28 protein-coding genes and 2 pseudogenes are annotated in these 26,535 nt (G+C 68.5%); 12 read left to right on the plus strand and 18 right to left on the minus strand.

The window, feature by feature from the left end; translation table 11 throughout:
- Positions 1–99 precede the first annotated feature (99 nt).
- The 3 genes from QSK35_RS38320 (at position 100) to QSK35_RS38330 (ending at position 2,408) form a co-directional block, all read left to right on the plus strand.
- Positions 100–579 carry a hypothetical protein gene (locus tag QSK35_RS38320; protein WP_285752749.1) on the plus strand — a complete coding sequence of 160 codons (480 nt, stop codon included), beginning with the start codon at positions 100–102 and terminating at the stop codon, positions 577–579.
- A gap of 88 nt (positions 580–667) precedes the next feature.
- The gene (locus QSK35_RS38325) at positions 668–1,240 is read left to right on the plus strand and encodes a hypothetical protein (RefSeq protein WP_285752751.1); all 573 of its coding nucleotides are present in this window, start codon (positions 668–670) and stop codon (positions 1,238–1,240) included.
- A gap of 13 nt (positions 1,241–1,253) precedes the next feature.
- Positions 1,254–2,408 (plus strand): cystathionine gamma-synthase, encoded by a 1,155-nt coding sequence (locus QSK35_RS38330; protein WP_285752753.1) that lies wholly within the window; start codon positions 1,254–1,256, stop codon positions 2,406–2,408.
- Here QSK35_RS38330 and QSK35_RS38335 read toward each other — a convergent pair.
- From QSK35_RS38335 to hppD, 4 genes are all read right to left on the minus strand, one after another.
- On the minus strand, positions 2,405–2,650 hold the full coding sequence (locus QSK35_RS38335; protein WP_285752755.1) for a hypothetical protein: 246 nt from the start codon (positions 2,648–2,650) through the stop codon (positions 2,405–2,407). The two genes, QSK35_RS38330 and QSK35_RS38335, sit on opposite strands and share 4 nt — an antisense overlap.
- 49 nt (positions 2,651–2,699) lie before the next feature.
- Positions 2,700–3,218: a hypothetical protein gene (locus QSK35_RS38340; protein ID WP_285752756.1), complete on the minus strand. Its 519-nt coding sequence runs from the start codon at positions 3,216–3,218 to the stop codon at positions 2,700–2,702.
- 80 nt (positions 3,219–3,298) lie between these two features.
- The gene (locus QSK35_RS38345; protein WP_285752758.1) at positions 3,299–3,811 is read right to left on the minus strand and encodes a hypothetical protein; all 513 of its coding nucleotides are present in this window, start codon (positions 3,809–3,811) and stop codon (positions 3,299–3,301) included.
- A 49-nt stretch (positions 3,812–3,860) separates the two neighbouring features.
- A complete protein-coding gene (hppD, locus tag QSK35_RS38350) occupies positions 3,861–5,042 on the minus strand; it encodes a 4-hydroxyphenylpyruvate dioxygenase (RefSeq protein WP_285752759.1) in 1,182 nt (393 codons plus the stop codon).
- A gap of 74 nt (positions 5,043–5,116) precedes the next feature.
- On the opposite strand from hppD, the gene QSK35_RS38355 reads away from it, so the two are divergent.
- Complete coding sequence (locus tag QSK35_RS38355; protein WP_285752760.1) at positions 5,117–5,611, plus strand: Lrp/AsnC family transcriptional regulator; 495 nt, start codon at positions 5,117–5,119, stop codon at positions 5,609–5,611.
- A gap of 117 nt (positions 5,612–5,728) precedes the next feature.
- Here the strand turns inward: QSK35_RS38355 and greA are convergent, their stop codons facing one another.
- Both greA and QSK35_RS38365 read right to left on the minus strand, forming a co-directional pair.
- Positions 5,729–6,226 (minus strand): transcription elongation factor GreA, encoded by a 498-nt coding sequence (greA, locus tag QSK35_RS38360; RefSeq protein ID WP_285752761.1) that lies wholly within the window; start codon positions 6,224–6,226, stop codon positions 5,729–5,731.
- Positions 6,227–6,410: 184 nt separating this feature from the next.
- Complete coding sequence (locus QSK35_RS38365) at positions 6,411–6,827, minus strand: DUF4307 domain-containing protein (RefSeq protein ID WP_285752762.1); 417 nt, start codon at positions 6,825–6,827, stop codon at positions 6,411–6,413.
- Positions 6,828–6,921: 94 nt separating this feature from the next.
- On the opposite strand from QSK35_RS38365, the gene mca reads away from it, so the two are divergent.
- From mca to QSK35_RS38380, 3 genes and pseudogenes are all read left to right on the plus strand, one after another.
- A complete protein-coding gene (gene mca / locus QSK35_RS38370) occupies positions 6,922–7,803 on the plus strand; it encodes a mycothiol conjugate amidase Mca (protein WP_285752764.1) in 882 nt (293 codons plus the stop codon).
- Positions 7,804–7,826: 23 nt separating this feature from the next.
- A pseudogene (locus tag QSK35_RS38375) lies at positions 7,827–8,009 on the plus strand (hypothetical protein); the annotation flags it as partial.
- 29 nt (positions 8,010–8,038) lie between these two features.
- Positions 8,039–8,485, plus strand: coding sequence for a hypothetical protein (locus QSK35_RS38380; RefSeq protein WP_285752766.1), 447 nt, complete (start codon positions 8,039–8,041; stop codon positions 8,483–8,485).
- Here QSK35_RS38380 and QSK35_RS38385 read toward each other — a convergent pair.
- Entirely contained in the window at positions 8,427–9,236 is an 810-nt protein-coding gene (locus QSK35_RS38385) for a nucleotidyltransferase domain-containing protein (RefSeq protein WP_285752768.1), read from the minus strand. The two genes, QSK35_RS38380 and QSK35_RS38385, sit on opposite strands and share 59 nt — an antisense overlap.
- Before the next feature lie 73 nt (positions 9,237–9,309).
- Positions 9,310–10,047, minus strand: a pseudogene (locus tag QSK35_RS38390) (metallophosphoesterase); the annotation flags it as partial.
- A gap of 85 nt (positions 10,048–10,132) precedes the next feature.
- Here QSK35_RS38390 and QSK35_RS38395 point away from each other — a divergent pair.
- Both QSK35_RS38395 and abmR read left to right on the plus strand, forming a co-directional pair.
- Positions 10,133–12,088, plus strand: a complete 1,956-nt coding sequence (locus QSK35_RS38395; protein ID WP_285752770.1) for a thioredoxin domain-containing protein — start codon at positions 10,133–10,135, stop codon at positions 12,086–12,088.
- Between the two features lie 79 nt (positions 12,089–12,167).
- Complete coding sequence (gene abmR / locus QSK35_RS38400; RefSeq protein WP_285752772.1) at positions 12,168–12,725, plus strand: ATP-binding transcription factor AbmR; 558 nt, start codon at positions 12,168–12,170, stop codon at positions 12,723–12,725.
- 28 nt (positions 12,726–12,753) lie between these two features.
- On the opposite strand, the gene QSK35_RS38405 is transcribed toward abmR, so the two are convergent.
- The 3 genes from QSK35_RS38405 to trhA all read right to left on the minus strand — a co-directional run bounded on the left by QSK35_RS38405 (position 12,754) and on the right by trhA (position 14,702).
- Entirely contained in the window at positions 12,754–12,903 is a 150-nt protein-coding gene (locus QSK35_RS38405; protein WP_285752774.1) for a hypothetical protein, read from the minus strand.
- A 210-nt stretch (positions 12,904–13,113) separates the two neighbouring features.
- Positions 13,114–13,923, minus strand: coding sequence for a haloalkane dehalogenase (locus tag QSK35_RS38410; protein WP_285752775.1), 810 nt, complete (start codon positions 13,921–13,923; stop codon positions 13,114–13,116).
- A 113-nt stretch (positions 13,924–14,036) separates the two neighbouring features.
- Positions 14,037–14,702, minus strand: a complete 666-nt coding sequence (trhA, locus tag QSK35_RS38415; RefSeq protein ID WP_285752777.1) for a PAQR family membrane homeostasis protein TrhA — start codon at positions 14,700–14,702, stop codon at positions 14,037–14,039.
- Positions 14,703–14,779: 77 nt separating this feature from the next.
- Between trhA and QSK35_RS38420 the strand changes: the two genes are divergently transcribed.
- A complete protein-coding gene (locus QSK35_RS38420) occupies positions 14,780–15,562 on the plus strand; it encodes an isoprenyl transferase (protein WP_285752779.1) in 783 nt (260 codons plus the stop codon).
- Between the two features lie 56 nt (positions 15,563–15,618).
- Here the strand turns inward: QSK35_RS38420 and QSK35_RS38425 are convergent, their stop codons facing one another.
- Entirely contained in the window at positions 15,619–15,888 is a 270-nt protein-coding gene (locus tag QSK35_RS38425; RefSeq protein WP_285752781.1) for a hypothetical protein, read from the minus strand.
- An 81-nt stretch (positions 15,889–15,969) separates the two neighbouring features.
- Positions 15,970–16,248, minus strand: coding sequence for a hypothetical protein (locus QSK35_RS38430; RefSeq protein ID WP_285752782.1), 279 nt, complete (start codon positions 16,246–16,248; stop codon positions 15,970–15,972).
- A 232-nt stretch (positions 16,249–16,480) separates the two neighbouring features.
- On the opposite strand from QSK35_RS38430, the gene QSK35_RS38435 reads away from it, so the two are divergent.
- On the plus strand, positions 16,481–17,731 hold the full coding sequence (locus QSK35_RS38435) for a DUF885 domain-containing protein (protein WP_285752783.1): 1,251 nt from the start codon (positions 16,481–16,483) through the stop codon (positions 17,729–17,731).
- 393 nt (positions 17,732–18,124) lie between these two features.
- Complete coding sequence (gene phoH2 / locus QSK35_RS38440) at positions 18,125–19,414, plus strand: RNA 5'-3' helicase PhoH2 (protein ID WP_502881770.1); 1,290 nt, start codon at positions 18,125–18,127, stop codon at positions 19,412–19,414.
- Between the two features lie 57 nt (positions 19,415–19,471).
- Here the strand turns inward: phoH2 and QSK35_RS38445 are convergent, their stop codons facing one another.
- The 5 genes from QSK35_RS38445 to QSK35_RS38465 form a co-directional block, all read right to left on the minus strand.
- Positions 19,472–20,230, minus strand: a complete 759-nt coding sequence (locus QSK35_RS38445; RefSeq protein ID WP_285752786.1) for an ABC transporter permease — start codon at positions 20,228–20,230, stop codon at positions 19,472–19,474.
- Positions 20,227–21,192, minus strand: coding sequence for an ABC transporter ATP-binding protein (locus tag QSK35_RS38450; protein ID WP_285752788.1), 966 nt, complete (start codon positions 21,190–21,192; stop codon positions 20,227–20,229). Before QSK35_RS38450 ends, QSK35_RS38445 begins: the two co-directional genes overlap by 4 nt.
- Positions 21,186–22,625 (minus strand): GuaB1 family IMP dehydrogenase-related protein, encoded by a 1,440-nt coding sequence (locus tag QSK35_RS38455; protein ID WP_285752790.1) that lies wholly within the window; start codon positions 22,623–22,625, stop codon positions 21,186–21,188. Before QSK35_RS38455 ends, QSK35_RS38450 begins: the two co-directional genes overlap by 7 nt.
- Positions 22,626–22,664: 39 nt before the next feature.
- Positions 22,665–24,284, minus strand: a complete 1,620-nt coding sequence (locus tag QSK35_RS38460) for an RICIN domain-containing protein (protein ID WP_285752792.1) — start codon at positions 24,282–24,284, stop codon at positions 22,665–22,667.
- 657 nt (positions 24,285–24,941) lie between these two features.
- Positions 24,942–26,480, minus strand: coding sequence for an ATP-dependent DNA ligase (locus tag QSK35_RS38465; RefSeq protein WP_285752794.1), 1,539 nt, complete (start codon positions 26,478–26,480; stop codon positions 24,942–24,944).
- Positions 26,481–26,535 lie beyond the last annotated feature (55 nt).

A 26,535-nucleotide genomic window follows, 5' to 3' on the forward strand; every position in this document is an offset into this window, starting at 1 on the left:
TCGCGGCGAAGAAACAGCCGCATCACGGTTTTCCCCCACCGCTACCGGGATATCAGCAACCGGGATACGGGCCGCCACCGCACTGGTGATACTCGCGCGGTGACCGAGCACACACCCGCGCCAGGCGCGACACCGACCCAGGGCACCACCATCGCCGCGGCGATCCTCGCGCTGATCGCCGGACTCAACGCGGGATCGCAGGCGTTGACCTGGATCTACATCTTCAACGGTGGCCCGATGCCGACCGCGGCGGCGCCCGGCACCGAAACCGTCGAGCGTGGTCCGGCCTGGACCCTGATCGCGGCCGGGTTCGCGGTGGAAGCGGTGAGCGCGCTGTTGCTGATCCTCGGCGCGATCCTGCTGTTCGCGCGGAGAACGGCGGGCAGGTACGTCACGCTCGCCGGCATGCTGCTGGTGGTGGGCGCCGCGGTCGCGCGGATGTTCATGATGGCGATGTCCGGTATGCCCGGAACCGGGTCCGGGCTCATCGCCTTCGATTTCGTCGGCCTCGGGCTGCCGATCGCGGCGGGCGTGCTGGCGATGCTGCCGTCGACCGGCCGCTGGATCGCGGCGAAGTAGCAGCAGCCGCAGCCCGGTTTCCCGCCACCGCCGGCCGGATATCAGCAGCCGGGCTACGGCCCGCCGCCCCAGTGGTGATAATCGCGTGGTGAGCCATCCCCAGCCGCCTTATCCGCAGCAGCCCCAGTGGGGCCCGCCCGCACCGACGCCCCCTTCTCGGGGGACGGCGGTCGCCGCAGGTGTGCTCGCCCTGGTCGCCGGTCTGTTCGGCGCGGGCGATCTCATCAGATTCCTGGTCAGCGTTCGCGAGTACCTGGGCGGCGTCTTCCAGCAGCCGACGTTCCTCGTGTCCATCGCGCTGCAGGTGCTCGCGGTGATCCTGCTGCTGATCGGCGGGATCATGCTCTTCGCGCGTGCGGGCGCCGGGCGGTTCCTGGTGGTCGCGGGCGCGGTGTGCGTGCTCGGTCTGGTGGCGTGGAGCATCATCAGCATCGGCGTTGCCGTGCTCGACCTGAGTGCGCTCGCGGTCCCGCTGTTCGCGGTGCTCGCGTCCGTGCTCGCGCTGCTGCCGTCGACCGGACAGTGGATCGCGGCGAAGAAACAGCCGCCTCACGGTTTCCCGCCACCGCCGCCCGGATACCACCAGCCGGGTTACCCGCCACCCGGATACCAGCAGCCGGGAGCCCAGCAGCCGGGATACGGTCCGCCTCGGCAGTGGTGAGTACTCTCATGGAATGACGGACAGCACTGCCCCGTACGGCTTCGCGACCAGGGCCATTCACGCAGGCCAGGAGCCGGACCCGACGACCGGGTCGGTCATCGTGCCCATCCACGCGACGTCCACGTATGCGCAGGACGGCGTGGGCGGACTGCGCCAGGGCTACGAGTACTCGCGCACCGGCAACCCCACGCGGACCGCGCTGGAGGAGTGCCTCGCCTCGCTGGAGCGCGGCAGGCACGGGCGCGCCTTCTCGTCCGGCATGGGCGCGACCGACACGGCCATCCGCGCGCTGTGCCGTCCCGGCGACCACATCGTCATCCCGAACGACGCCTACGGCGGCACGTTCCGGCTGATCGACAAGGTCTTCAAGCTGTGGGGCATCGAGCACACGCCGGTGGCGCTGTCGGACGTCGACGCCGTGCGCGCCGCGATCCGCCCGAACACCAAGGTCGTGTGGGTCGAGACGCCGACCAACCCGCTGCTGAACATCGCGGACATCGCCGCCCTCGCCGAGGTCGCGCACCACGCGGGCGCCAAGCTGGTGGTGGACAACACCTTCGCCTCGCCCGCGCTGCAGACGCCGCTGGAGCTCGGCGCCGACGTCGTGCTGCACTCGACGACCAAGTACGTCGGTGGTCACTCCGACGTCGTCGGCGGCGCGCTGATCACGTCGGACAGTGAGCTGGACGCCGCGTTCGGCTTCCTGCAGAACGGCGCGGGCGCGGTGCCCGGCCCGTTCGACGCGTTCCTCACGTTGCGCGGCATCAAGACCCTCGAGCTGCGCATGGAGAAGCACTCCGACAACGCCGAGCTGGTCGTCGAGGCGCTGGTCAAGCACCCGAAGGTGACGAAGGTGCTCTACCCCGGCCTGCCGGCGCACCCCGGCCACGAGGTCGCGGCGAAGCAGATGCGCCGGTTCGGCGGCATGATCTCGTTCACCGTGGCCGGCGGCGAGGAGGCGGCGCTGGCCGTGTGCTCGCGCACGAAGCTGTTCACGCTGGCCGAGTCGCTCGGCGGCGTCGAGTCGCTGATCGAGCACCCCGGCAAGATGACCCACGCGTCGACCGCGGGGTCCATGCTCGAGGTCCCGTCCGACCTGGTTCGGATCTCCGTCGGCATCGAGTCCGGCGACGACCTGGTCGCGGACCTGCTCGAGGCCCTCGCCTAGGGAGCTGTGGCCGCGCCGAACCGGTTGATGTTGTCCGCCTCAGCCGTCGGCGCGGCCGGCAGGTCACGGCCGTTGACGCAGCCACCGGTGAACTCCAGGCCGGTGCTCGTCCGCACGAAGGAGCCGACCTCGTCGCAGCCCGCGTGCGCCACGGTGAAAAACGCCGCGCCGGTCAGCGCCGCAGCCGTGGTCACGGCTCCGACCAGCGGTACTACCGCGGCTACGCGTCGCGCGAGCGCCATGCCACCTCCCCAAGATGTAAGGTCCCCGTTTGGCAGGGTACCCGTCACCTCAGGGGTGGTGGCGATCAGCCAGCATGACGATCTCACCCTGCTCGTTCAGAACGATCTTGGTTCCGTAGTGGCTCGCCATGCCCAGGTACTCCGCCCGCGTGCACGCGAGCGCTCCCACGCCCTCCGCGTCGAGCGTCACGCCCTTGGGTTCGCCGCACTCCAGCGGGTGGTAGAACTTCACGTCCGGCGCGAGCTCCGCGGTCTCGTGCTGTGTGCCTTCGATGGGCTGGACGACGCCGTTGTCCGGCCCGCCGGACACGATCTTGCCCGTGATCCAGGTGACCTTGCCGTCGTCGATCGAGCTGATCATCGCGACGTCGACCGTGCGCGCGCCCTTGGGCTTGTCGTCGACCGGCTTCTTCTCGGGCGTCTTCGGTGCCGAGGAATCCGAGGCCGGGGATGACGAACTCGTCGGCGCAGGCTTCGGGGTGCTGGTCGGCGCCGCCTTCGGCGTTCCGCACGCGGAAAGCACCAGGACGGCGCCGACGAGCAGCAGAGATCCCTTGATGAACTTCACGACTTCCCCCACGGGTGAGCGGTTGCCGTCAACCTAGGTGTGGGGGTGGCCGGGAGTCGTGTCCTGTTCCGACAGTCGGATCACGGGTGGTAGCGATCGGCCATCTTGACGATCTCGCCCTGCTCGTTGAAGAAGATCTTCGTGTCGCGGTGGCCGCCCGCCGCGTTCTGGTATTCGTCGGCCGAGCACTCGTACGTCCCCAGACCCTCGGCGTCCAGCGACGGCGACTCGGACTCGTCGCAGCCCATCGGGGTGAGGAACTTCGCGCCCGCCGCGAACGACGCCTCCTCCGGCTGTGCGCCTTCGACGGGGACGACCATCACGTTGTTGGTCTCCGCGGGCACGATCTTGCCCGGCACCCAGGTGACCCTGGCGCCCTTGTGGATGCTCTGGACGATCGCGACGTCGACCGTGCGCGGGTCCTTCGGCTTGACCTCGATGGTCTTGTTCTCCGGCGTCTTCACGGCAGCCGAGGGCGTGCTGGACGCGACGGTCGGGGTGCCGGTCGGCGTCGGCGCCGCCGTGCTGGTTCCGCATGCGGACAGCAGCACGGCAGCGCCTGCGAGCAGCAGAGATCCCTTGATGAACTTCATGACTTCCCCCAGGTAAGCGTTGTTTCGCCTACCTAGACGCAGGGTTCGGTCAGAGGTTGCCCCGGCGTTCCTGCTCCCGCTCGATCGCCTCGAACAGGGCCTTGAAGTTGCCCTTGCCGAAGCCGAGCGAGCCGTGCCGTTCGATCAGCTCGTAGAACACCGTGGGCCGGTCGCCGATCGGCTTGGTGAAGATCTGCAGCAGGTAGCCGTCCTCGTCGCGGTCGACCAGGATGCGGTGCTGCTTGAGCACCTCGATCGGCACGCGGACCTCGCCGATGCGCGCCCGCAGCTCCGGGTCGTCGTAGTAGGAGTCCGGGGTGTCCAGGAACTCGACGCCCGACGCCCGCATGGACTCGACCGTGCGCACGATGTCGTTGGTGGCCAACGCGATGTGCTGCACGCCCGCGCCCTCGTAGAACTCGAGGTACTCGTCGATCTGCGACTTCTTCTTCGCGATCGCGGGCTCGTTGAGCGGGAACTTGACCCGGTGGTTGCCGTTGGAGACGACCTTGCTCATCAGCGCCGAGTAGTCGGTCGCGATGTCGTCGCCCACGAACTCCGCCATGTTCACGAAGCCCATGACGCGGTTGTACCACTCGACCCAGTAGTCCATCTTGCCGAGCTCGACGTTGCCGACGCAGTGGTCGATCGCCTGGAACAGGCGCTTCGGCGCACCGGCGGGACGCACGACGGTGGACGTCCGCGCGACGTAGCCCGGCAGGTAGGGGCCGTCGTAGCGGGAGCGGTCGACGAGCGTGTGGCGGGTCTCGCCGTAGGTCGCGATCGCGGCCATCCGCACGGTGCCGAACTCGTCGCTGACCTCGTACGGCTCGTCCAGCACGGTCGCACCCTGGGCGCGGGCGTGCTCGACGCAGCGGTCGACGTCCTCGACCTCCAGCGCCAGGTCCACGACGCCGTCGCCGTGCTTGCGGTGGTGGTCGAGCAGTGGGCTGCCCGGCCGCACGCCGCCGTTGATCACGAAGCGGGCGGAGCCCGACTTCAGCACGAAGGACTTGTAGTCACGCTGCCCGGTCTCGGGACCGGCGTAGGCGACCAGTTCCATGCCGAACGCCACCTGGTACAGCCAGGCGGTCTGCGTGGCGTTGCCCGCGACGAACACCACGGCGTCCATGGCGCGCACGGGGAAGGGGTCCTTGGTCGCGTCGTAGTCGACCAGTCCCACGAGCTGCCGGAGCTGGTCGTAGCTCACGTCGTCAAGCTGCTGAGTCATGTGGAAAAGCATGAATCGACCGGACAGGCTGAGCAACAGTCGCTCATTTTGCTATACAAGTTGTACAGTGATCTATGCCTAGCGATCAGCAGAGTGAACACTCTGACCAGCCGTTGGACTCCCTCGACGCGAGGCTGCTCCTGCTGCTCACCGACGAACCCCGGCTCGGGGTGCTCGAATGCTCCCGCCGGCTGGGCGTCGCCCGCGGAACGGTCCAGGCCCGGCTCGACCGTTTGGTGGCGAAAGGCGTGCTCACGGGGTTCCCGCCGGCGCTCGACCTGGCCGCGATGGGCTACGGCCTGACGGCGTTCGCGGTCCTGGAGATCGCGCAGGGCCGGCGGCAGGAGGTGTCGGACGGGCTCGCCGCCATCAACGAGGTGTGCGAGGTCCACGCGACGACCGGGCAAGGCGACCTCTTCGTGCGCATGGTGGCGCGGTCCAACGCGGATCTGCAGCGGGTGATCGACGAGATGGTCGACGTGCCCGGCGTGCAGCGCCTGTCGACGTCGATCGCGCTGTCGACTCCGGTGCCCCCACGGGTGCGGCCGCTGCTGGAACGCACCACCTGAAGGTCACGCGGGAGCCCCGCGATGCATGACATGCATCGCGGGGCTCCCGCGTGACAGTCAAACCATGACTAAGGGGCGGCCACCCGGTTCGGTGGCCGCCCCTTGAAGTCGTGTGGGTCAGGCCGAGTACGGCACCGCCTTGATCAGTGTGACCTTCTGGACGCTGCCGTTCGGCAGCTCGTACTCGACGGTCTCGCCGTCCTTCGCGCCGAGCAGGGCCTTGCCGAGCGGCGACGCGGGGGAGTAGACCTCGATGCCGCCGTGCGCACCCTCCTCGCGGGTGGCCAGCAGGAACGTCTCGCTCTCGTCGTCACCCTCGTAGCGAACGGTGAGCACAGTCCCCGGTGCCGCGACGCCCTTGGTGGTCGGCGCCTCGCCGACCTTGGCGGACTGCAGGAGCTCGTGGAGCTGGCGAATGCGAGCTTCCTGCTTGCCCTGCTCCTCACGGGCGGCGTGGTAACCGCCGTTCTCGCGGAGGTCACCCTCCTCCCGGCGGGCGTTGATCTCGGCAGCCATGACCGGGCGATTCGCAATGAGCTCGTCCAGCTCGTGCTTGAGCCGGTCGTAGGCCTCCTGGGTCAGCCAGGTCACCTGGGTGTCGCTCACGGTCACCAACTCCTCGTCTTGCTTCCAGGCCCACCTGTGCGGGCTGGCAGTTCCCGGACGCTCGGCCCGGAACGGAAAAACACGGCCCGCGCGGGGGCCGTGCTGAGCGTCAAGAGTAACACGTGGACAACGTTCAGCGACGGCGATTTGTTCCCGAGGCCGCCGCTAAACCCGCAGATCACCCGCTTGGCCGCTAGGGCGTGGACAAATATGCGGGAACCTGGTAGGAGCACCCGAACACCTCGCCGGTGACCGGGGGCTTGCTGCTGTGCAAAACAGTTGTCTCGCGGACGATCGAATTTCCGGGAGGAACCAGAACTTCTCGTCTTCCGGCTTCGTCGCCGTCCTTCGAACGCGCCCGGATGATGCAAACCGCGGGCCGTTCCGGGGTGTCCCGGGAAACCTCGAATGTGACCTTCACCGAACCGTCGTCGATGATCTCGAACGACGTCTGTTTGGCCTCGATCGGTTTGGTGCCGAGATTCCGATACCCCACGAACGCGACCACCAGGCCGACCAGCAGTGCTACGGAGAGTAATGTCCAGCGCTGCCAGCGTTTGATCGTCCGCCTGGCGCCGTACCGGCCCTCCGGAAGTGCGCGTTCTGCCACTTTCACGCGCCCTCCTGGTCGTGAGGAACAATGACGGTCGACGCTCGGTTGTGAGTGTCGCAGAGCCGGGTGTTCAAGGAGGACCGCGGGGGTCATGGTCGAGAAGCTGCGCCTGATGGCAGTGCACGCGCACCCTGATGACGAGTCGAGCAAGGGTGCCGCCACCATGGCCCGCTACGTCGCCGAAGGTCATGAGGTGATGGTCGTGACCTGTACGGGTGGGGAAGCGGGCAGCATCCTCAACCCGGCGATGGACCGGCCCGAGGTCCTGGAGAACATGACCGAGATCCGCCGTCAGGAGATGGCGGAGGCGGCCAAGATCCTCGGCATCCAGCACCGCTGGCTCGGCTTCGTGGACTCGGGCCTGCCGGAGGGCGACCCGAAGCCGCCGCTGCCCGAGGGCTGCTTCGCGCTGGTGCCGCTGGAGGAGTCCGTCCCGGCGCTGGTCCAGGTGATCCGCGAGTTCCGCCCGCACGTGATCGTCACCTACGACGAGAACGGCGGCTACCCGCACCCGGACCACATCCGCACGCACGAGATCTCGATCCCGGCGTTCGACGACGCCGGCGACCCGGAGAAGTACCCGGAGCTCGGCGAACCGTGGCAGCCGCTGAAGCTGTACTACTCGCACGGTTTCTCGCGCGCGAAGCTGACGGCGTTCCACGAGGCCCTGGAGGCCCGCGGCATCGAGTCGCCGTACGCCGAGTGGCTCGCGAACTGGGATCCGTCCCGCCCCGACGTGATCGACCGCGTCACCACGCGCGTCGAGTGCGCCGACTACTTCCACCTGCGTGACGAGGCGCTGAAGGCGCACGCCACGCAGATCGACCCGGACAGCCGCTGGTTCATCGTGCCGCTCGACGTGCAACGCGAGGTGTGGCCGACCGAGGAGTACGAGCTCGCGCGTTCGCTGGTCGACAGCACGCTGCCCGAGGACGACCTGTTCGCGGGCGTTCGGGAGAAGGTGAACGCGTGAACGCGTGGACCGACACGGTGGCCATGGTGGTGCAGCCGTCCACCCCGCCGTCGGAGAAGGACAAGGGCGGTCAGGGGGAGGACTTCGGCAAGTCCTCGCCGCTGGGCCTGCTCGTGCTGGTGTTGTTCTTCATCGCGGTGTTCTTCCTGGTCCGCTCGATGACTAAGCACCTCAAGCGGGTGCCGGAGTCGTTCGACGAGCAGCCCGATACCAAGTCCGACTAGCCTTTCTCGCCGTGGACGAACTGCGCTCGCTGGACATTCCCTGGTGGATCGGGGGCAGTCGCGCGTTGGAGCGGTTCACCGCGGTTCGCCGGCCGCACCCGGACACCGACGTCGGCATCTTCCGCGACGACCTGCCGGTCTTCGTGGCGACGTTCCCCGCTGTGGAACGGGTGTCGCACGACCGGCTGAAGTTCGGCTCGTTCGACATCTGGCTGCACGACACGGTGTTCCCGCCGGACCCGTCGGTGGTGCTGCCGCTGGACGACGTGACGTTCACCAGCGACGGCGTGCGCTACCTGCGGCCCGAGTACGTCCTGGTGTACAAGGCGGCGCAGAAGACGACGACCGACCTGGAGTCCACGCTGCCGTGGCTGCACGCGGACGCCCGCGCGCGGCTGGTCACGCTGCTGGACCGGGTGCATCCCGGTCATCCGTGGCTCGACCTGATCTCGTCCTGACCCGCAGGTCCACGACCAGGTCGTTGATCTGTTCGTCCGCGCTGGGGCGTTCGGGCAGCTCGCTGTGCTCCTGCGCGTGCCGCAGTTCGTCGTGCCACAGCTTCACGTCCTGCTCCAGCCGCGACTTCGTCGGCCGGTAGGGCACCCCGGCCAGCGCGCGGTGCTCGCCGAGCGCCTTCGCGTCGATCAACGGCCTGAGGTACTCCGGGCCGTCCAGCTTCGTGAGCAACGTCGGCAGGTGCGCCACGACCTCGCCCGTGCGCATCAGGTGCACGCCGGTGAACAGCGCGCGGAACGTGTACAGCAGCGGCTTGAGCTCACCGGTCTTCTCGAACAGCCGCCACTGCGTGTGCGCGAACCCGCGGTAGTGGTGTGCGTGCCGGCTCGTGACGAGCTCCGGGGTCAGGTTCCTGAGGTCCTGGTGGCCCCTCGTCGTCAGTGCGACGATCGGCGAGAGCAGCTGCTCGAGCACGTACCCGTTGGGCCGCAACAGGAGGCGGCAGAACTTCAGCAGGTCGTGCGTCACCAGATCGAGCTCGACGCCGTCGCGCACCCAGATCCGCTGCAGCGTCTCCGGGCCGGGGCGCAGCCCGACGACCTCCTCCACGGGCAGGATGTGCACGCCGCGCAGGTCCACATCGGAGTCGCGCGACGGGAACCCGTAGAGGTGCGCCCCGGACACGGTCGCGAAGAGCAGCGGCATCGGCTGCTCGCGCACGACCTCGCTCAGGTCCGGGACCTCGTACCCCACCCCACCATCCTGCACCACGGACTGGATTCCCCCTCGTGTGGAACTGGAGTCCACAACGGAGTCACCGTTGCCGATACCAGATCCGGCGGGCCCGAACGGACACGATTTCCCGTTCGGGGTAGCGCAAAGCGGTGAGCTTGCCGCCGAACACGACGCCGGTGTCGAGACACAGCGTGTTGTTGACCCACTCCGCGTCGGGCATCGGGGTGTGCCCGTACAGCACCGTGGCCGCGCCGCCGTAGTCGTTCGCCCACGGGTAGCGCACCGGCCGGCCGTGCTCGTCGATCTCCCCGGTCGGCTCGCCGTACAACGCGAAGGCGCGTGCCCGCGAACTCTCCCGGCCGTGCAGGTGCTCGGGCAGTCCGGCGTGCGCGAGGACGAGGTCGCCGCCGTCCAGGACGTAGTGCGTGACCAGGCCGTCGCAGAACCGCGCGACCTCGTCGCGGAAGTCCTCCGGCTCTTTGGCGAGTTGTTTCAGTGACTCCGCGAGGCCGTGCCTGATCTGCACCTTGCGGCCGCGCAGTGCGTTGACGAGCTTCACCTCGTGGTTGCCCTTGACGCAGAGCGCGTGCCCGGCCTCGACCATGCCCATGACGAGCCGCAGCACGCCCGGCGTGTCCGGCCCGCGGTCGACCAGGTCGCCGACGAACGCCGCTCGCCTTCCGGCCGGTGGGATGGCGTCGATCGATCGGCCCTCGTCGTCCTCGACGAGCTCGTAGCCGAGGGTGCCGAGCAGGTCCTCCAGTTCCTCCCGGCAACCGTGCACGTCGCCGATCACGTCGAACGGGCCGGTCTCGTGGCGCAGGTCATGTGATTCTCTGTCCACTTCGGACTGACTCGTCGACATATACGGAGTCTGACTGAACAGCCTGTCTCGCGCGGCCTATTTTGGAGGTATGACGAACCGGCTCGCGTCCGCGACCAGCCCGTACCTGCTGCAGCACGCCGACAACCCGGTCCACTGGTGGGAGTGGTCGCCCGCGGCGTTCGAGGAGGCACGGGCCCGGAATGTTCCGGTGCTGCTGTCGATCGGCTACGCCGCGTGCCACTGGTGTCACGTGATGGCGCACGAGTCGTTCGAGGATGCCTCGGTCGCCTCGTACCTGAACGAGCATTTCGTGCCGGTGAAGGTGGACCGCGAGGAACGGCCGGACATCGACGCGGTGTACATGGAGGTCACGCAGGCCATGACCGGCCACGGTGGGTGGCCGATGACCGTCTTCCTGACGCCCGCGGCCGAACCGTTCCACGCGGGCACCTACTACCCGCCGTCGCCGCAGCCCGGCATGCCGTCGTTCCGTCAGGTGCTGGAGGCCGTGACGGCGGCGTGGACCCAGCAGCACTCCGAGATCCTGGAGTCGGCCGCGGCCGTGGTTTCGGAGATCTCGCGTCGCTCGCTGCCGCTGCCTCCGTCCGCCGTGGATGGTGCCGCGCTCGACGGCGCGGTCGTGTCGCTGCTCGGCGAGTTCGACCGCCGCAACGGCGGTTTCGGCGGCGCCCCGAAGTTCCCGCCGTCGATGGTGCTCGAGTTCCTGCTGCGCAACCACGAGCGCACCGGTTCCGTCGAGGCGCTGTCGATGGCCACGGTCACCGCGGACGCCATGGCGAACGGCGGCATGTACGACCAGCTCGGCGGCGGCTTCGCGCGATACAGCGTCGACGCGTCGTGGACCGTGCCGCACTTCGAGAAGATGTTGTACGACAACGCTTTGCTGCTGCGCTTCTACACGCACCTGTGCCGGTTGTCGGACAATCCCCGCTATCGCCAGGTGGTCTCGCAGACCGCTTCGTTCCTGTTGCGGGACATGCTTTGTTCCTCGGGCGGCTTCGCTTCTTCTCTGGATGCCGACACCGACGGCGTCGAGGGCCTTACGTATGTATGGACTTTCGATGAGCTCGGTGACGCCGCGCCTTTCTTCGGTGTGACCGCCACGCCGAACTTCGAGCACGGAACGTCGACCCTGCGCTTTGTTTCGGAGCCCGGTGACTCGGTTCGTTCGCGGCTGTGGGAGTTGCGTTCCGCGCGGCCCCAGCCCGGCCGTGACGACAAGGTCGTGACGGCGTGGAACGGTATGGCCATCGCGGCCCTGGCCGAGGCCGGCGCGTTGTTCGCCGAGCCGGCCTGGATCAAGGCGGCCTCCGACGCGGCGTCCCTGCTGCTGGATGTGCACCTGGTCGAGGGCCGCCTGCGCCGCACCTCGCGTGACGGCTCCGTGGGCGCGGCGTCCGGCGTGTTGGAGGACTATGCGTGCCTGGCGGACGGCCTGCTGGCGTTGCACCAGGTCACCGGCTCGATCCGCTGGCTGGACGCCGCGTGCGGCCTGCTCGACACCGCCCTGGCCCGGTTCGCCGTGCCCGACGCGCCGGGTGCGTACTACGACACCGCCGACGACGCCGAGACGCTGGTCCGCCGCCCGGCCGACTCGACGGACAACGCGTCCCCTTCGGGCGCTGCTGCTCTCGCAGGCGCCCTGCTGACCGCTTCCTTGCTGGCCGGTCAGTCTTCCGTGTATCGGACGGCCGCTTCGGATGCCGTCACGCGAGCCGGCCTGCTGGCGGCCCGCGCTCCGCGGTTCGCCGGTCACTGGCTTTCGGTCGCCGAGGCTGCGCTGGCGGGTCCGTTGCAGGTGGCCATCGTGGGTCCTGACTCGGAACAGCGGTCAGCTCTTTGGACGGCGGCCCTCTCCGTGTTGCCGGGCGGTGCCGTCGTGCTCGCCGGTGAGCCCGACTCGGCGCCGCTGCTGGAGCAGCGTCCTCTGGTCGACGAGGCGCCGGCCGCCTACGTGTGCCGCGGTTACGTGTGCGACCGCCCGGTGACCAGCCCTTCTGCGCTGTTGGAGGCCCTCCGCTGAGAGCGAACACCTCTGCGTTGTGTATCGGCGTAACGTCGGTAACGACGTAATCATGTAATTGTTTGGTCGGAGGTGGGCCATGCGGGGACGTGGATGGCGAGGAAGAGGGGGCTGGCAGCAGGCCGATCTGCCGTCAGCCGATGACGCGGCGGCCTGGTTCGCGGGCCGCCTGCCGGACGGCTGGTTCACATCGGCGCCGGACGTGACGGTCGACCGCGAGGAGATCCTGGTGGTCGGGGCCCTGCCGGACCTGTCGGGTGAGTTCGACGAGGCCGGACGGGCCGCGGCCGAGTCCGGCCGCATCAGCCGGTGGCGTGAGGAAACGCGCGACGAGCGGATCGAGATCGCCCGGCAGGCCGAGCACCGCTACGGCCGCAAGGTGGCGTGGGGTGCTCGGCTGGGCGGCACCACGGAGCTGTTCACGACGCTGTCCGTCCCGGTGATGACGCGCCTGCGTCAGCCGGAACGCCAGGTCCTGGACACCCTGGTGGCGGCCGGTGTGGCCCGTTCCCGTTCCGAGGCGCTGGCGTGGGCCGTGCGGCTCGTCGGGCAGCACGCCGAGGCGTGGCTCGGCGAGCTCCGGGACGCCATGTCCAAAGTGGACGACCTGCGGGACCAGGGTCCGAACCTCGCGTGAGTGGGAGGGGAGCCGGGCTCCCCTCCGCTCAGACGACGATCGTGCAGTCCGGCAGGGCGGGCGCCGGCACGCACTGACCGGGCTTGGGCACCTGGATGTCGTCGTCAGCCGACGCGGTGGTCGCGCCGAGGGTGGCGAGGAACGCCGCGGCGGCCACGGCGATCAGGAACTTGCGCATGATTCTCCTTGCTGGATGGGAAACGCGGCGGAACGGTAGGGACGCGTTCCGCCGCGTCGCAAGGAGCTCGTCTCAGCGGGATCGAAGGATTAGTGTGGCTTCACTGTCCCAGGTAACAGACCCTGCTTGCGCCAAAGTGGACGAACTGTGCGTACAGGGCCCGGATCTGGCCTGACGGTTGAGGGGAGCCCGCACGGGCTCCCCTTCCGTTCACCCGAGCAGACCGTGCCGGTCGACCCAGCTCTTCAGCGCCGCGGCGAGCGCCTCCGGTTGTTCCTCGGGCGTGTGGTGCCCGGCCGTCTCGTCGCGGTGCTCGATCTCGAGCGCCGCGATGTTCCCGGCACACCAGTCGATCATCTCCGGCGTCATCATCGTGTCGTGGCCCGGCCGGAAGACGACGAGCAGCTTGGGCACATCGTGGCTGTCCGCGAGCCACTTCCCGTACCGCTCGACGCGGGCGACGACGTCCGCGGGCTCCCCGCCCAACGGCATCGACCGCGGCCACTGCAGCAACGGCAGCCTGCTCTCCCGCGTGGGATACGCCCTGAGGTACTCCGCGTCGAGCCCCGCCATCATCGCGTTGCCGTCGAGGATCAACGCCTCCCCGGCACCGGGCGTCTTGATCTGCTCGAACAACCCGCGCCCACCCTCGGGAAACTCCTGCCACGACATGGGCTTGACGATGGTCTCGGTGAACGCGATGCCCTTGACCCGGCCGGGATGCCGCGCCGCCCAGTCGAAGGCGAGCGCGCCACCCCAGTCGTGCCCGACCAGTACCACCTCGGTGAGCCCGACCGCGTCGAACCACGCGTCCAGGTATCGAGCGTGATCGTCGAACGTGTACCCGACGTCCGGCTTGCCCGAGTCACCCATGCCGATGAGATCCGGCGCCAGCCCGCCGACCGCGGGCATGACGTTGCGCCACAGGTACGACGACGTCGGGTTGCCGTGCAGGTAGACGACCGGCACCCCGACTCCCACCTCTCGATGGAACATCGTCGAGTCGAGCACCTGAATCACCGGAACGCCTCCGCGTTCCCCGTAGTCACGATCATGCGTCCCTCCTCGTCTGTGATCTTGGGAGGACGCTAACAAGCTGGTCGCAGTAGGTACCTAGGAGAAAGTGACTGTGCCTACGGGTAGAGCGCGAACCAGATGGCGATGTAGTGGCAGATCGCCGCCACGACCGTCGCCGCGTGGAAGAACTCGTGGTACCCGAACACCTGCGGCCACGGGTTCGGCCACCGGGTCGCGTAGAAGACGGCTCCGGCCGTGTACAACGCCCCGCCGACCAGCAGCAACACGAGAGCCGCGACGCCCGCGTGGTGCAGCAGGTCGGGCAGCACGAACACGGCCACCCAGCCGAGCGCGATGTAGATGGGCACCCCGAGCCAGCGCGGCGAGTGCGGCCAGCCGAGCTTCAGGATGACGCCCGAGAACGCGCCGATCCAGACGACGAGCAGCACGATGCGGCCGGTGTCCGGGGGCATGGCGAGCATCGCGAACGGCGTGTAGGTGCCGGCGATGAAGATGAAGATCATCGAGTGGTCGAGGCGCTTCATCCACGTGCGCATGCGGTCGTTGGTCCATGTGACGCGGTGGTACGTGGCGCTGACGCCGAACAGGCCGAGCACGGTCACGACGTAGACCGAAGTGGCCAGTGCGGCGACGGCGGACACTGTGGACGCCGCCAGCGCGATCAGGGTCGCTCCGGTGGCGACCGAGACGACAAAGGACCAGAAGTGCAGCCATCCACGCAGTCGAGGCCGCAACGCCGGAAGGGTGGGTGCGTTGGTCACGCATCCGAGGTTACGGCACCGTAGGTTACGCACCCGTGGCTCAGTGACCAACGTTGCACGGCGTACGCTGTTCGGACGTGGCTCTTCGTTCCCGCGTGAAAGACGTCGTCATCCGCTTCTACGAGTGGATTCTCCGGCGTGAGCTCAGCGAAGTACCGCAGCGTCCCCGGCACGTCGGCGTGGTGCTCGACGGAAACCGGAGATGGGCGCGTGAAGCCGGTTACACCGATGTCGCGCATGGACATCGGGCCGGCGCACGCAAGATCCTCGAGTTGCTGGACTGGTGCGGTGACGCCGGTGTCGAGGTGGTCACCCTGTGGATGCTCTCCACGGACAACCTGAACCGGCCCGTCGAGGAACTCAAGCCGCTCCTCGACATCATCGCCGACATCGTCGACGAGCTGGCCGAGCCGGACAAGAAGTGGCGCATCCGCCACGTCGGCGCGATCGACATGCTGCCCGCGGAACACGCGGCCAGGCTGGCCGCCGCGGCGGCCCGGTCGAAGGACCGCACGGGGCTGCAGGTCAACGTCGCCGTCGCGTACGGCGGGCGGCAGGAGATCGCGGACGCGGTGCGCAAGCTGCTCACCGCGCACGCCGAGCGCGGTGGCACGATCGAGGAGCTCGCCGAGGTCCTCGACGTCGACCACATCGCGGAGCACCTCTACACGTCCGGGCAGCCGGATCCGGACCTGCTCATCCGGACGTCCGGCGAGCAGCGGCTGAGCGGTTTCATGCTGTGGCAGTCGGCGCACTCGGAGTTCTGGTTCTGCGAGGCCTACTGGCCTGGCTTCCGGCGCACGGACTTCCTGCGCGCGCTGCGTGAGTACGCCAAGCGGCACCGCCGTTACGGGAACTGATCAACGAAACGGGGGCGCCTGCCGAAGCAGACGCCCCCGTTCGCTTACGACGAAGGTCAGCCCTCGACCGTCAGGTCGTCGCCGTCCTCGATGCCGCCCGCGGCGCAGGTCTCGGTGATCGAGGGGGAGTTGACGGGGACCGCACCGCCGAACACACCGACGTTGTTGCCACAGGCGCCCAGGACGCCGTTCAGGTTGTTGGCGTTGCCAACGACCAGCAGCGGGGCGTTCTCCCAGTGGTGGCCCTCGCCGGCCATCGCGGCGGGAGCGCCGATCATCAGGAAGCTCGCAGCGGCGGCCGCAGCGGCGCCAGCCTTCTTCAGCACGATTTTCTCCTTGGAATTGGTAATGCGAAAATGGGTCCGGGGACGCCATGAATGACGTCCCCGGATTTCGAGACTGTGAAATCAGCCCTCGGTGGTGAGGTCGTCGCCGTCGACGATCCCGCCGGCCGCGCAGGTCTCGGTGATGGACGGCGAGTTGATCGGCACCGCACCGCCGAAGACGCCGACGTTGTTGCCACAGGCGCCGACGGTGCCGTTCAGGTTGTTGCCGTTGAGGGCGACCAGCAGCGGGCCGTTCTTCCAGTGGTGGCCACCGTGGCCCTCGCCCGCCATGGCGGCGGGGGCGACGATCATCATGAGACCGGTTGCGGCGGCCGCGACGGCGCCAGCCTTCTTCAGCACGTCAATTCTCCTTCATGTCGGGTTATCCCCGTCATTTCCGGAGTCTTCGGGGATCTCCGGACGGTGGGGTGTCCTCGGGCGGAAAAGCTATCGCTCCGGAACTCCTCTCGTACGCGTGCTGACACCATTGTGTGACGGCAAGATCGCCAACTATCCCCCAATAGGTGGTCTTTCATTTCACGATTCGGTCGCCTGCGAGGGCCTGTGGTAGGAGCCGTACGCTCTCCGGTTCATGGACGCGAATCAGGTGGTGCGCGGGTACCTGACGCTCGGGCTCCGGCTCGGGCGTCTCGAACCCGGATTCGTCGACTCGTTCACCGGCGATCCCGCACTGCGCAAGCAGGTCGACAACGAGCCGCGCCCCGACCCGGCCGCGCTCGCCGCCGACGCGCGCCGGTTGCGCCGTGAGCTGACCGGCGCCGAGCTCAGCGAGCCGCGCACGCGGTTCCTCGACGCGCACCTGGTGGCCCTCGAGTGCGGTGCCCGCAAGCTCGCGGGCGAGCACGTCGGGTTCGTCGACGAGGTGGAGGCCTATTTCCAGGTGCGCGTGCGGCCGGGCGAGGAGGACCTCTACGCGCAGGCACACCAGCGGTTGTCCGAAGTGCTGCCGGGGCGCGGCTCGCTGCGCGACCGGCTGGCCGACTTCCGTGAGGCCGACGAGGTGCCCGTGCGGCGCCTGCAGGGGTGCGTGCAGGCGTTGTCCAGCGCGCTGCGCGACATCGTGCGGAAGCGCTACCACCTGCCGGAGCAGGAGATCGTCGAGTACCGCGTCGTGACCGACAAGCCGTGGAGCGGGTTCAACTACTACCTCGGCGGCTACCGCTCGCGCGTCGCGATCAACGCGGACCTGGGGCACCGCATGTCCAACCTGCCGCACCTCGTGGCACACGAGTCGTACCCCGGCCACCACACCGAGCACTGCCGCAAGGACGCCGGCCTCGTCGCCAAGCGCGGGTTCGCCGAGCAGTCGATCTTCCTGATCAACACGCCGCAGTGCCTGATGGCCGAGGGTATGGCGGACCTCGGCCTGCACGCCGTGGTCGGGCCCGGCTGGGGGCGGTGGGCTGAGGAGATCTTCGCCGACCTCGGGTTGCGAATGGACGGTGAGCTCGCCGAGCGCGTCGAGCTGGCGGCCGCCGGGCTGCTCACGGTCCGCCAGGACGCCGCGTTGCTGCTACACGATCGTGGTGCGGATCCGGATGACGTGGTTGACCACCTGCGCAGATGGCTGCTAGTGCCGGAGCAACGGGCACGGCAGATGGTGCGATTCCTGGCTGACCCGTTGTGGCGCGCCTACACGACTACCTACGTCGAGGGCGTCCGCCTCGTCCGGGCGTGGCTGGACGTCCGGGCACCGGGCGAGTCGCTGGACGACAAGTACCTGCGTCTGCTCGACGAACCTCTGGTGCCCCGGACCCTCGCCGGCGAAGTTGCGGACGGTGTTTCGTGGTTGTCCAGGAATCTCTCGGAAAACGGCGTCTGACCTGCGGATATACGCGTGCGGTCACGTTTCGGGATGTTTTCCGGTAGATGACAAATCGGGATTCACCTGTGTGGCTGCCTGCAAACCGGGTACTCGCGCAGGTAACTTCGGATGTGGCGGTTCGCGACCACTGCGGATCGCTGCAGGGAGGCTCTGATCGTGGCAGACGAAGTCGCGAGGGGGCCGGCACCCGGCCCTCGTGGTCGGATCACCTGAGGCCATACGGCTGACGGTGAACCGCCAATCAGGGTAGTGCCTGGCCCAGCGAGGAGCGGACGCGGGTGCCGCGTTCGTGAGGGAGTTGCCGTGAACGCACGACGTCCCGCGAGCCGTTCCTCAGGCTCATCGCGCACCCCTTCCCGGCGCAAGACCGCGCCAGCCGTCACCACATACGTGCTGGACACGTCGGTTCTGCTGTCCGATCCTCTCGCCGCCACCCGCTTCGCGGAGCATGAAGTCGTGCTGCCGCTCGTGGTGATCAGCGAGCTGGAGGGCAAGCGACACCACCCGGAACTCGGCTGGTTCGCCAGGGAAGCGCTGCGCCTGCTCGACGACCTGCGCTTGCGGCATGGTCGCCTCGATTCGCCCGTCCCGATCGGGGACGTGGGAGGCACCTTGCACGTCGAGCTCAACCACTCCGACCCGGAGGTGTTGCCATCAGGTTTCCGAACGGACTCCAACGACGCCCGAATCCTGGCCTGTGCCCTCAATCTCGCCGCTGAGGGCCGTTCGGTCACCCTGGTGACCAAGGACATGCCGCTGCGGGTCAAGGCCGGATCGGTCGGCCTCGCCGCGGAGGAGTACCGGGCGCACGACGTCACCCTGTCCGGCTGGACGGGTATGTCCGATCTGGACGTTGACCAGTCACTGGTCGACGCCCTGTTCAAGGACAACGTCATCGATCCGACTCTGTACGGCTTGGAGCACGTCGCGGAGATGCCGTGCCACACCGGGCTTCGGTTGCTGGCCGGCACGGCGAGCGCGCTGGGCAGGGTCACCGCGGACAAGCAGATCAAGCTGGTGCGCGGGGATCGGGAGGCGTTCGGGCTGCACGGAAGGTCCGCGGAGCAACGCATCGCGCTCGACCTGCTGCTCGACTCCGATGTCGGCATCGTCTCGCTGGGCGGACGGGCCGGTACGGGTAAGTCGGCGCTGGCGTTGTGCGCGGGCCTCGAAGCGGTGATGGAACGCAGGCAGCACCGCAAGGTCGTGGTGTTCCGCCCGCTCTACGCGGTGGGCGGGCAGGAGCTCGGTTACCTGCCGGGTTCCGAGAGCGAGAAGATGCAGCCGTGGGCGCAGGCGGTGTTCGACACCCTCGGCGCTCTCGTCAGCCAGGAGGTGCAGGAAGAGGTGCTGGGCCGCGGGATGCTCGAGGTCCTGCCGCTCACCCACATCCGCGGCCGTTCGCTGCACGACGCGTTCGTGATCGTGGACGAGGCGCAGTCGTTGGAGCGCAACGTCCTGCTGACCGTGTTGTCCCGCCTGGGCTCCAACTCCCGCGTCGTGCTCACCCACGACGTCGCCCAGCGCGACAACCTCCGCGTCGGCCGGCACGACGGCGTGGCCGCGGTGATCGAGAAGCTCAAGGGTCACCCGCTGTTCGCGCACGTCACGCTGTCGCGGTCCGAGCGGTCGCCGATCGCGGCCCTCGTCACCGAGATGCTGGAGGACTACGCGTCCTGAGTGGACAGTTATTTCGGGTTCGGGGAGGCCCCGCCGGTTTCGGCGGGGCCTCTCCCTTCAGTCGAGCGAGCGACGCAGGAAACCGCGCATGCCGAGCGCCCCGAAGATGAGCGTCGCGAACGTCAGTACCGCCAGGCACACGACGTACGGGATGTGCGGCACGGCCGGCGCCAGCTCCGCGCGCATGCCCTCGCTGACGTAGGTCAGCGGGTTGAGCGCGCAGATGATCTGGAACCAGCGCAGGTGGTCCAACTGCGTCCACGGGAACTGCGCGGAACCCGTGAACAGCAACGGGGTCAGGATCACCGCGAACATCACGTTGATCCGGCGCGGCGGCACGGACGTGCCGATCACCATGCCGACGGACGCGCCCGCGAGCGTGCCCAGAATGATGATCAGCAACGCGCCCGCCAGTCCCTCGACCGGCCACGTCACGTCGAGCATGATGAAGCCGACGGGCACCATCAGCAGCGCCGACAGCAGGCCGCGGATCGCGCCGAACACGATCTTCTCGACCGCGACGAACGGGATCGAGATCGGTGCCAGCAGCCGGTCCTCGATCTCGCGGGTCCACGAGAAGTCGAGCACCAGCGGCAGCGTCGTGTTCTGCAACGCGCCCAGGAAGCCGTTCATCGCGATGATGCCCGGCAGCAGCACCGTCGCGAAGTCGCCCTGCACGTACCCGATGTCGCCGAGCACCTTGGCGAAGATGAACAGGATGAAGAACGGCTGGATGATCACCTGCGCGAGGAAGCTCGGCAGCTCCCGGCCGGTGACGAACGTGTCGCGCCACAGGATGGCGCCGAACGTCCTCATCGGAGCTCCCTTCCGGTCAGGTGGATGAAGACGTCCTCGAGGTTGGGTTTGCCGATCGCGAGGTCGCTCACCGGCACGTCCAGCTTCTGCAGCGTGTTGAGGACCGCGGGCAGCGTGACCGCGGTGTCGACATCGGTGTAGATGCGGAACATGCCCTGCACCTCTTCGACGCGCTGCACACCGTCCAGTTCGGACAGCGCGTTGCTGACCGGACCGGGGCCGGAGCCGTTGAGGCTCACCGTGACGCTGACCGTCCGGCTGCCCGGCAGGCTCCGGGTGAGCTCGTCGGGTGTGTCGAGGGTGAGCAGCTTGCCGTGGTCGACGATGCCGACGCGGTCGCACAGCTTCGCCGCCTCGTCCATGTCGTGCGTGGTGAGCACGACCGTGACGCCCTCCTCGTGCAGCGCCTGGACCCGTTCGTGCACGAAGAGCCGGGCCTGCGGGTCGAGACCTGTGCTCGGTTCGTCGAGGAACAGCACCTTCGGCTTGTGCATCAACGCGCGGGCGATCATCAACCGCTGGGCCTGGCCGCCGGAAAGCGTGTCCACCAAAGCCTTCTGGTGGTCCGCGAGGCCCATGCGTTCGAGGATCTCGTCCGCGAGCCTGACGCGTTCCTGCCGTGGCACGCCGTGGTAGGCGGCGTGGAACAACAGGTTCTGCCGCGCGTTGAGACTGCGGTCGAGGTTGTTGCGCTGCGGCACGACGGCCAGGAGTTGCCTGGCGCGCTTGGATTCCGCGACGACGTCGACGCCCTCCACGAACGCCCTGCCACTCGTCGGCATCACGCGGGTCGTGAGCACCCCGACCGTGGTCGTCTTGCCCGCGCCGTTCGGGCCGAGCAGCCCGAACACCTCGCCGCGGCGCACGGCGAAGCTCAACCCGTCGACCGCGGGTTTGAGGCCGGGTTTGTAGACCTTGACCAGGTCTTCTACTGATACGGCGGTTTCGTCCACCCTCACCATCCCCCTGGCAGCGGCCTTCCCTCGGCGAACCCGGCCGCGGACTGAACGCCCAGCACCGCACGCTCGTGGAACTGCTCGAGATTGACCGCGCCCGCATAAGTACACGCCGAACGCACGCCCGACGTGATGGAGTCGAGTAGATCCTCCACACTCGGCCGCGTGGGGTCCAACGACATTCTGCTGGTCGAAATGCCTTCTTCGAAGAGTCCCTTTTTCGCGCGATCAAACGAATTGTCCGAACGCGTCCGCGCGGACACCGCCCGCTTGGAGGCCATGCCGAAGGACTCCTTGTAGAGCTTCCCCCGCTCGTCGCGCTGCAGGTCGCCGGGCGACTCGTACGTACCCGCGAACCACGACCCGACCATGACGCTGCTCGCTCCGGCCGCCAGGGCCAGCGCCACGTCCCGCGGGTGCCGCACGCCGCCGTCCGCCCACACGTGCTTGCCCAGTTCGCGTGCCTGGGCGGCGCATTCCGCGACCGCCGAGAACTGCGGCCTGCCGACGCCCGTCATCATCCGCGTCGTGCACATCGCGCCGGGCCCGACGCCGACCTTGATCACGTCGGCGCCGGCCTCGACGAGGTCGCGCACGCCTTCGGCCGTCACGACGTTGCCCGCCACGACCGGCACTTTTGGCTGCGTCGCGCGGACGGCCTTGAGTGCGGAGAGCATCTTCTCCTGGTGCCCGTGTGCGGTGTCGACGACGAGAACGTCCACCCCGGCCCCCAGCAACGCGGTGGCCTTGCCCGCCACGTCGCCGTTGACACCGACCGCAGCCGCGACGCGCAGCCGGTTTTTGTCGTCGGTTGCGGGAGCGTAGATCTCAGCGCGCAACGCGCCGGTCGCGGTCAGCACACCGCTGAGTTTCTTGTTCTCGTCGACGCCCAGCGCGATTTTGTGGGTGCTGCCATGCAAGGCGTCGAAAACATCGCGCGCCGGGGTGCTGATCGGAAGCGTGAGGATGTGCTCGTCCGCGACATCGGCGATGCGCGTGAACCGGTCGACGCCGCCGCACGCGGCCTCGTCCACGACCCCCGTCGGCCTGCCTTCGTCGTCGATGACGACGACCGCGCCGTGGGCCCGCTTGTGCAGCAGGTTCCAGGCGTCGGCGACCGCGTCGGACGCGTGCAGCGTCAGCGGCGTGTCCCACACGGTGTGGCGTGCCTTCACCCAGCTCACGATCTCGCCCACGGCCTCGGGCGCGACGTCCTGCGGCAACACGACGAGGCCGCCGCGCCGGGCCACGGTCTCGGCCATGCGGCGCCCGGCGACGGCGGTCATGTTCGCGACCACGATCGGGATGGTCGCGCCCGTGCCGTCGGACGTGGAGAGGTCGACGTCGAACCGCGACTCCACGGCGCTACGGCCGGGGATGAGGAAGACGTCGTCGTAGGTCAGGTCGTTGGTGGGGCGATGCCCTTCGATGAACCGCACGAGTACCCGACCCTACGCCTCTCGGCGTCCGTCAGCAGGTCAAAGGCGCCACTTCTGGTTGTTGCCGCCCCAGTAGGGCCACTGGATGAGCTGGGCGCCGTTGTCCGCGGAGATGCCGAACACGTCCAGGCACATCCCGCTGTGCTTCGCGGTGAACTTCACCCACCCGTCGCCGACGCCTTCGGGCTTCCACTTCTGGTTGTCGCCACCCCAGTACGGCCACTGGATGACGCGCGCGCCCTGCTGCTTCGAGATGCCCTCGACGTCGAGGCACATGCCGCTGTGCTCGACCATGATCCGGTAGTAGCCGTCACCGACCGGGTCCAGCCGCAGCCGCTGGTTGCCGCCGCCCCAGTACTGCCACTGGATCACGGGTGCGCCGGCGTTGAGCGAGATCCCGGAGACGTCGATGACCTTGCCGCTGTGCCGCGACGTGATCGGCGCCGGCCCGACGCGCCACCGCTGGTTGTCCCCGCCCCACCAGTCCCACTGAACGATCTTGGCGCCCGAGTTCTGCGTGATGCCGGAGACGTCCAGCACGCGACCGCTGTTCTTCGCCACGATCCGGTAGTAGCCGTGCCCGACGGGGTCGAGCCGGAACCGCTGGTTGTTGCCGCCCCACCAGTCCCACTGGTGCACCTGCGCGCCGTTCGCGGTCGACTGCCCCTCGATGTCGACGACCTTCCCGCTGTGCTGGGCGATGAGCCGGTAGTGCCCGGTCTCGACCCACTCCAGCCTGAAGATCTGGTTCCCACCGCCCCAGTAGTCCCACTGGTGTGCGTCCGCGCCGTTCGCCGTCGAGATGCCCTCGATGTCGAGGCACTTGCCGCTGTGCTTGACGAACAGCGGCCCGGTCGGCGGGTACACCCGGCGGATGCCCTCCAGGTCGTCGTTGGTCAACGTGCGCTGCGTGAAGTTCGTGCCCCTGGTCGAGAACATGACCGACCCGGTCACGCTCGAGTGCTGCAGACCCAGGATGTGCCCGATCTCGTGCAGCGCCACGGTCTCCACGTCCAGCCCGCCGACGACCGCCCCGATGACCCAGGCGTGCTCCTGGTCGTCGAAGTGGAACGGCCGCGGCAGCGCGTTGCCGTAGAACCCGCAACCCGGCGGGTAGTCGGCGTGCGCGTGCACCCCACCGGTCATGTTGGCGTCGCCGCACTGGGCGTTGCCCCACCGGATCAGGACGTCCGGACTCTGGTTCGACGCCACCTCCCGAAACGCGACCGGCGCCGCGGCCGACCACGTGATGAAGGCGTTGCGCACCGCCTGCCGCTCGTCGTCGCCCGCGATGTCGTTCGTGCCCTGGTCGAACGCGTACGTCAACGACGTGCGGTTCCACCCACACGTGGGCGAGGACAGGGGCCCGGCGTCCTGCGGATCCGGCAGCGCACACCGCGTCCGCGTCATCATCTCGCGCGTCGCCTCGTCGAAGATCCCGCTCGTCGGCAACCCGTGGAACGCCTGGTATCTGGCGAGAGCACTGGACGTGTCGTTGTCCAGTTCGCTCGCCTTGAGGCCTTCGCTTTCGGCGAGGTAACCGAAGCGGCGCAGGAAGTCCTGCACGTGGCCGAAGCCGTCCTGCGCTTCGTCCAGCTTCGTGTCCGCGACCTTGGCCACGGCCTCGAACGGCGGAGGCGTCATTTTCGGTTGTGACATGGTTTCCCACCCGTCATCCGGTATCACGGGGCTGGCGGTGCCCCGTGTGGATGGAGAGGGAGCGGCATGTGCTGCAGATACAGCCACGCCCTACGCCGTCTGGGGGGAAGATTCCATGCGGTCGTTTTGTCTCTTTCTACTCACAGTGCTCACCGGGCTGCCCCGCACACGTCGGGACCGCCGACCACGTCGCGTTTGAGGCGTACGGGGGTGTGCTCGATCTGAAGTCGGACGAGTACAGCAACCCGTGCACGGTCTGCAACGACTTCGCCGAGGCGATCGTCGCGCGGCTCAAGCGTCCGCGGTGAGTGATGGCCTTGGTTGGGTGACGGCATGTCTACGCCGCGGCCGCTCGGGGTGCCAGGGGTGGCTGGGCGGCTCGTTGGGCGCGGTTCGGTGGGAGCGCTGGCGCTGCGGCCGCCTTGTGCTCCGTTGGGTCAGCGGCTCGTTGTCGCGCGGCTGAAGTGTCCGCGGTGAGTGGTCCCTCGCGGCGTGCCTGAGGTGGCTGGGCGGCTCGTTGGGCGCGGTTCGGCGGGAGCGCTGGCGCTGCGGCCGCCTTGTACCCGTTGGCCGGGCGGCTCGTTGTTGCCCGGCTCAGTGGAGCGGCCGCGGCCGCGTTATGCCCCTGTCGGGCGAGCGGCTCGTTCGTGGCGACGCTCAAGCGTCCGTCGTGAGCGGGGCTCCGCCGGAGCCTGGGAGTAGTTGGCGCACCTCCTCGATGGTCGTCGCTTCGGACGGGGCCTTGTCCGGCCGGTACCGGACCACGCGGGCGAACCGCAGTGCCACACCGCCCGGATAGCGCGGCGAGACCTGCACGCCGTCGAGTTCGATCTCGATGACGAGTTCGGGGCGCACGTGGACCACCCAGTCGTTCTGCTCGGTCGCGATGGCCTGCAGCGCCTGGGTCTGCCACGTCAGCAGTTCGTCGGTCAGGCCCTTGAAGGTCTTGCCGACCATGATCGGCGGACCGCCGTCCGGGTCGCGGGCGCCCAGGTGCAGGTTCGAGAGCCAGCCCTTGCGGCGGCCGCTGCCCCATTCGACGCCGATCACGACCAGGTCGAGCGTGTGGACCGGCTTGACCTTCTGCCATGCGCTGCCGCGTCGCCCGGCCGCGTACACCGAGTCCAGTGACTTCACCATGACGCCCTCGTGGCCGGCGGCCATCGCCTGCGCCACAACGGTTTCCGCCTCCGCCAAGGTGGGGTCGAGTGCGCCTGGGATGACGTGCTCACCCGCCACGCGCCGGAGTGCGGACAGCCGGTCCCGCAACGGCAGGTCGAGCAGGTCCTGCCCGTCCAGGTGCAGGCAGTCGAAGAAGAACGGGCTCAGCAGCAGCTCACGAACGTCCTGCGCACCGAACCGGCTCATCGTCTCCTGGAACGGTCTTGGCCTCCCTTCGTCGGTCAGGGCCAGGGTTTCGCCGTCCAGGACCACGGACTGGCAGGGCAGTCCGCGGACCAGGTCGACCAGCTCCGGCACGGTTTTCGTGATCTCGCGCAGCGTGCGGGTGAACACGTGCACGTCGTCGCCCGATCGGTGCACCTGGATGCGGGCTCCGTCGAGTTTGTGCTCGACCACGCAGCTGCCGAGTTCGGCGAGCGCTTCCGGCAGCGATTCGGCGGGGGAGGCGAGCATCGGGCGGACCGGACGCCCGATCTCCAGCTGGAACGCCCCCAACGCCGACTCGCCGCCGGACAGCGCCGCCACGGCCGTCTGAGGTAAACGGCCGGACAGCATGAACGCCCTGCGCACGGTCTCGCCCGGTACCTCGGCGGCCGACGCCACGGCGTCCAGCATGACTCCCTCCAACGCGCCCTGTCGCAGTTCGCCGGTCAGGAGTCTGCGCAGGAAGTCCTGTTCTGCCTCGGTGGCCCGGCTGAACAGGTCGGCCAACAGGTCGGCCCTTCGCTGCGCTGATCCCTTGCCGCTCGTGGCTGCCACCGTCGCCAGGACGGCATCGACCTCTGCGACCGTGAGTGTTGATCTGCCGACGGGACAGACAGACAGCTCGAACACCGTGCGCCAGCCGGCGCCGATGCGGCCCTGTTTCGGCACGCCGATCAGGAACGACACCACGGCTTCGACAACCTCGGGGGTTGCCGACCGCAGCAACGCGGACAACGCCTTGACCTTGGCCAGGCGGGACCGCGTCGCGGCTACCGCGACTGATGTGTCTACGACCTCGGAGAGGAGCACGTCTCCATGGTGCACCCGGGGTCTGACAATTTTGGTTTCGCGCTGGTCCGAAGCG

It is taken from the genome of Lentzea sp. NBRC 105346 (assembly GCF_030269605.1).
GTDB lineage: Bacteria > Actinomycetota > Actinomycetes > Mycobacteriales > Pseudonocardiaceae > Lentzea.

Coding starts and splice junctions, on each gene's coding strand:
- QSK35_RS38450 (WP_285752788.1), bottom strand. CDS start 21,192: ATGGTGAGGGTGGACGAAACCGCCGTATCAGTAGAAGACCTGGTCAAG.
- QSK35_RS38345 (WP_285752758.1), bottom strand. CDS start 3,811: ATGAAGTTCATCAAGGGATCTCTGCTGCTCGCAGGCGCTGCCGTGCTG.
- QSK35_RS38330 (WP_285752753.1), top strand. CDS start 1,254: ATGACGGACAGCACTGCCCCGTACGGCTTCGCGACCAGGGCCATTCAC.
- abmR (WP_285752772.1), top strand. CDS start 12,168: ATGCGGGGACGTGGATGGCGAGGAAGAGGGGGCTGGCAGCAGGCCGAT.
- QSK35_RS38335 (WP_285752755.1), bottom strand. CDS start 2,650: ATGGCGCTCGCGCGACGCGTAGCCGCGGTAGTACCGCTGGTCGGAGCC.
- QSK35_RS38435 (WP_285752783.1), top strand. CDS start 16,481: ATGGACGCGAATCAGGTGGTGCGCGGGTACCTGACGCTCGGGCTCCGG.
- hppD (WP_285752759.1), bottom strand. CDS start 5,042: ATGACTCAGCAGCTTGACGACGTGAGCTACGACCAGCTCCGGCAGCTC.
- mca (WP_285752764.1), top strand. CDS start 6,922: ATGGTCGAGAAGCTGCGCCTGATGGCAGTGCACGCGCACCCTGATGAC.
- QSK35_RS38445 (WP_285752786.1), bottom strand. CDS start 20,230: ATGAGGACGTTCGGCGCCATCCTGTGGCGCGACACGTTCGTCACCGGC.
- QSK35_RS38405 (WP_285752774.1), bottom strand. CDS start 12,903: ATGCGCAAGTTCCTGATCGCCGTGGCCGCCGCGGCGTTCCTCGCCACC.
- QSK35_RS38460 (WP_285752792.1), bottom strand. CDS start 24,284: ATGTCACAACCGAAAATGACGCCTCCGCCGTTCGAGGCCGTGGCCAAG.
- QSK35_RS38355 (WP_285752760.1), top strand. CDS start 5,117: ATGCCTAGCGATCAGCAGAGTGAACACTCTGACCAGCCGTTGGACTCC.
- QSK35_RS38395 (WP_285752770.1), top strand. CDS start 10,133: ATGACGAACCGGCTCGCGTCCGCGACCAGCCCGTACCTGCTGCAGCAC.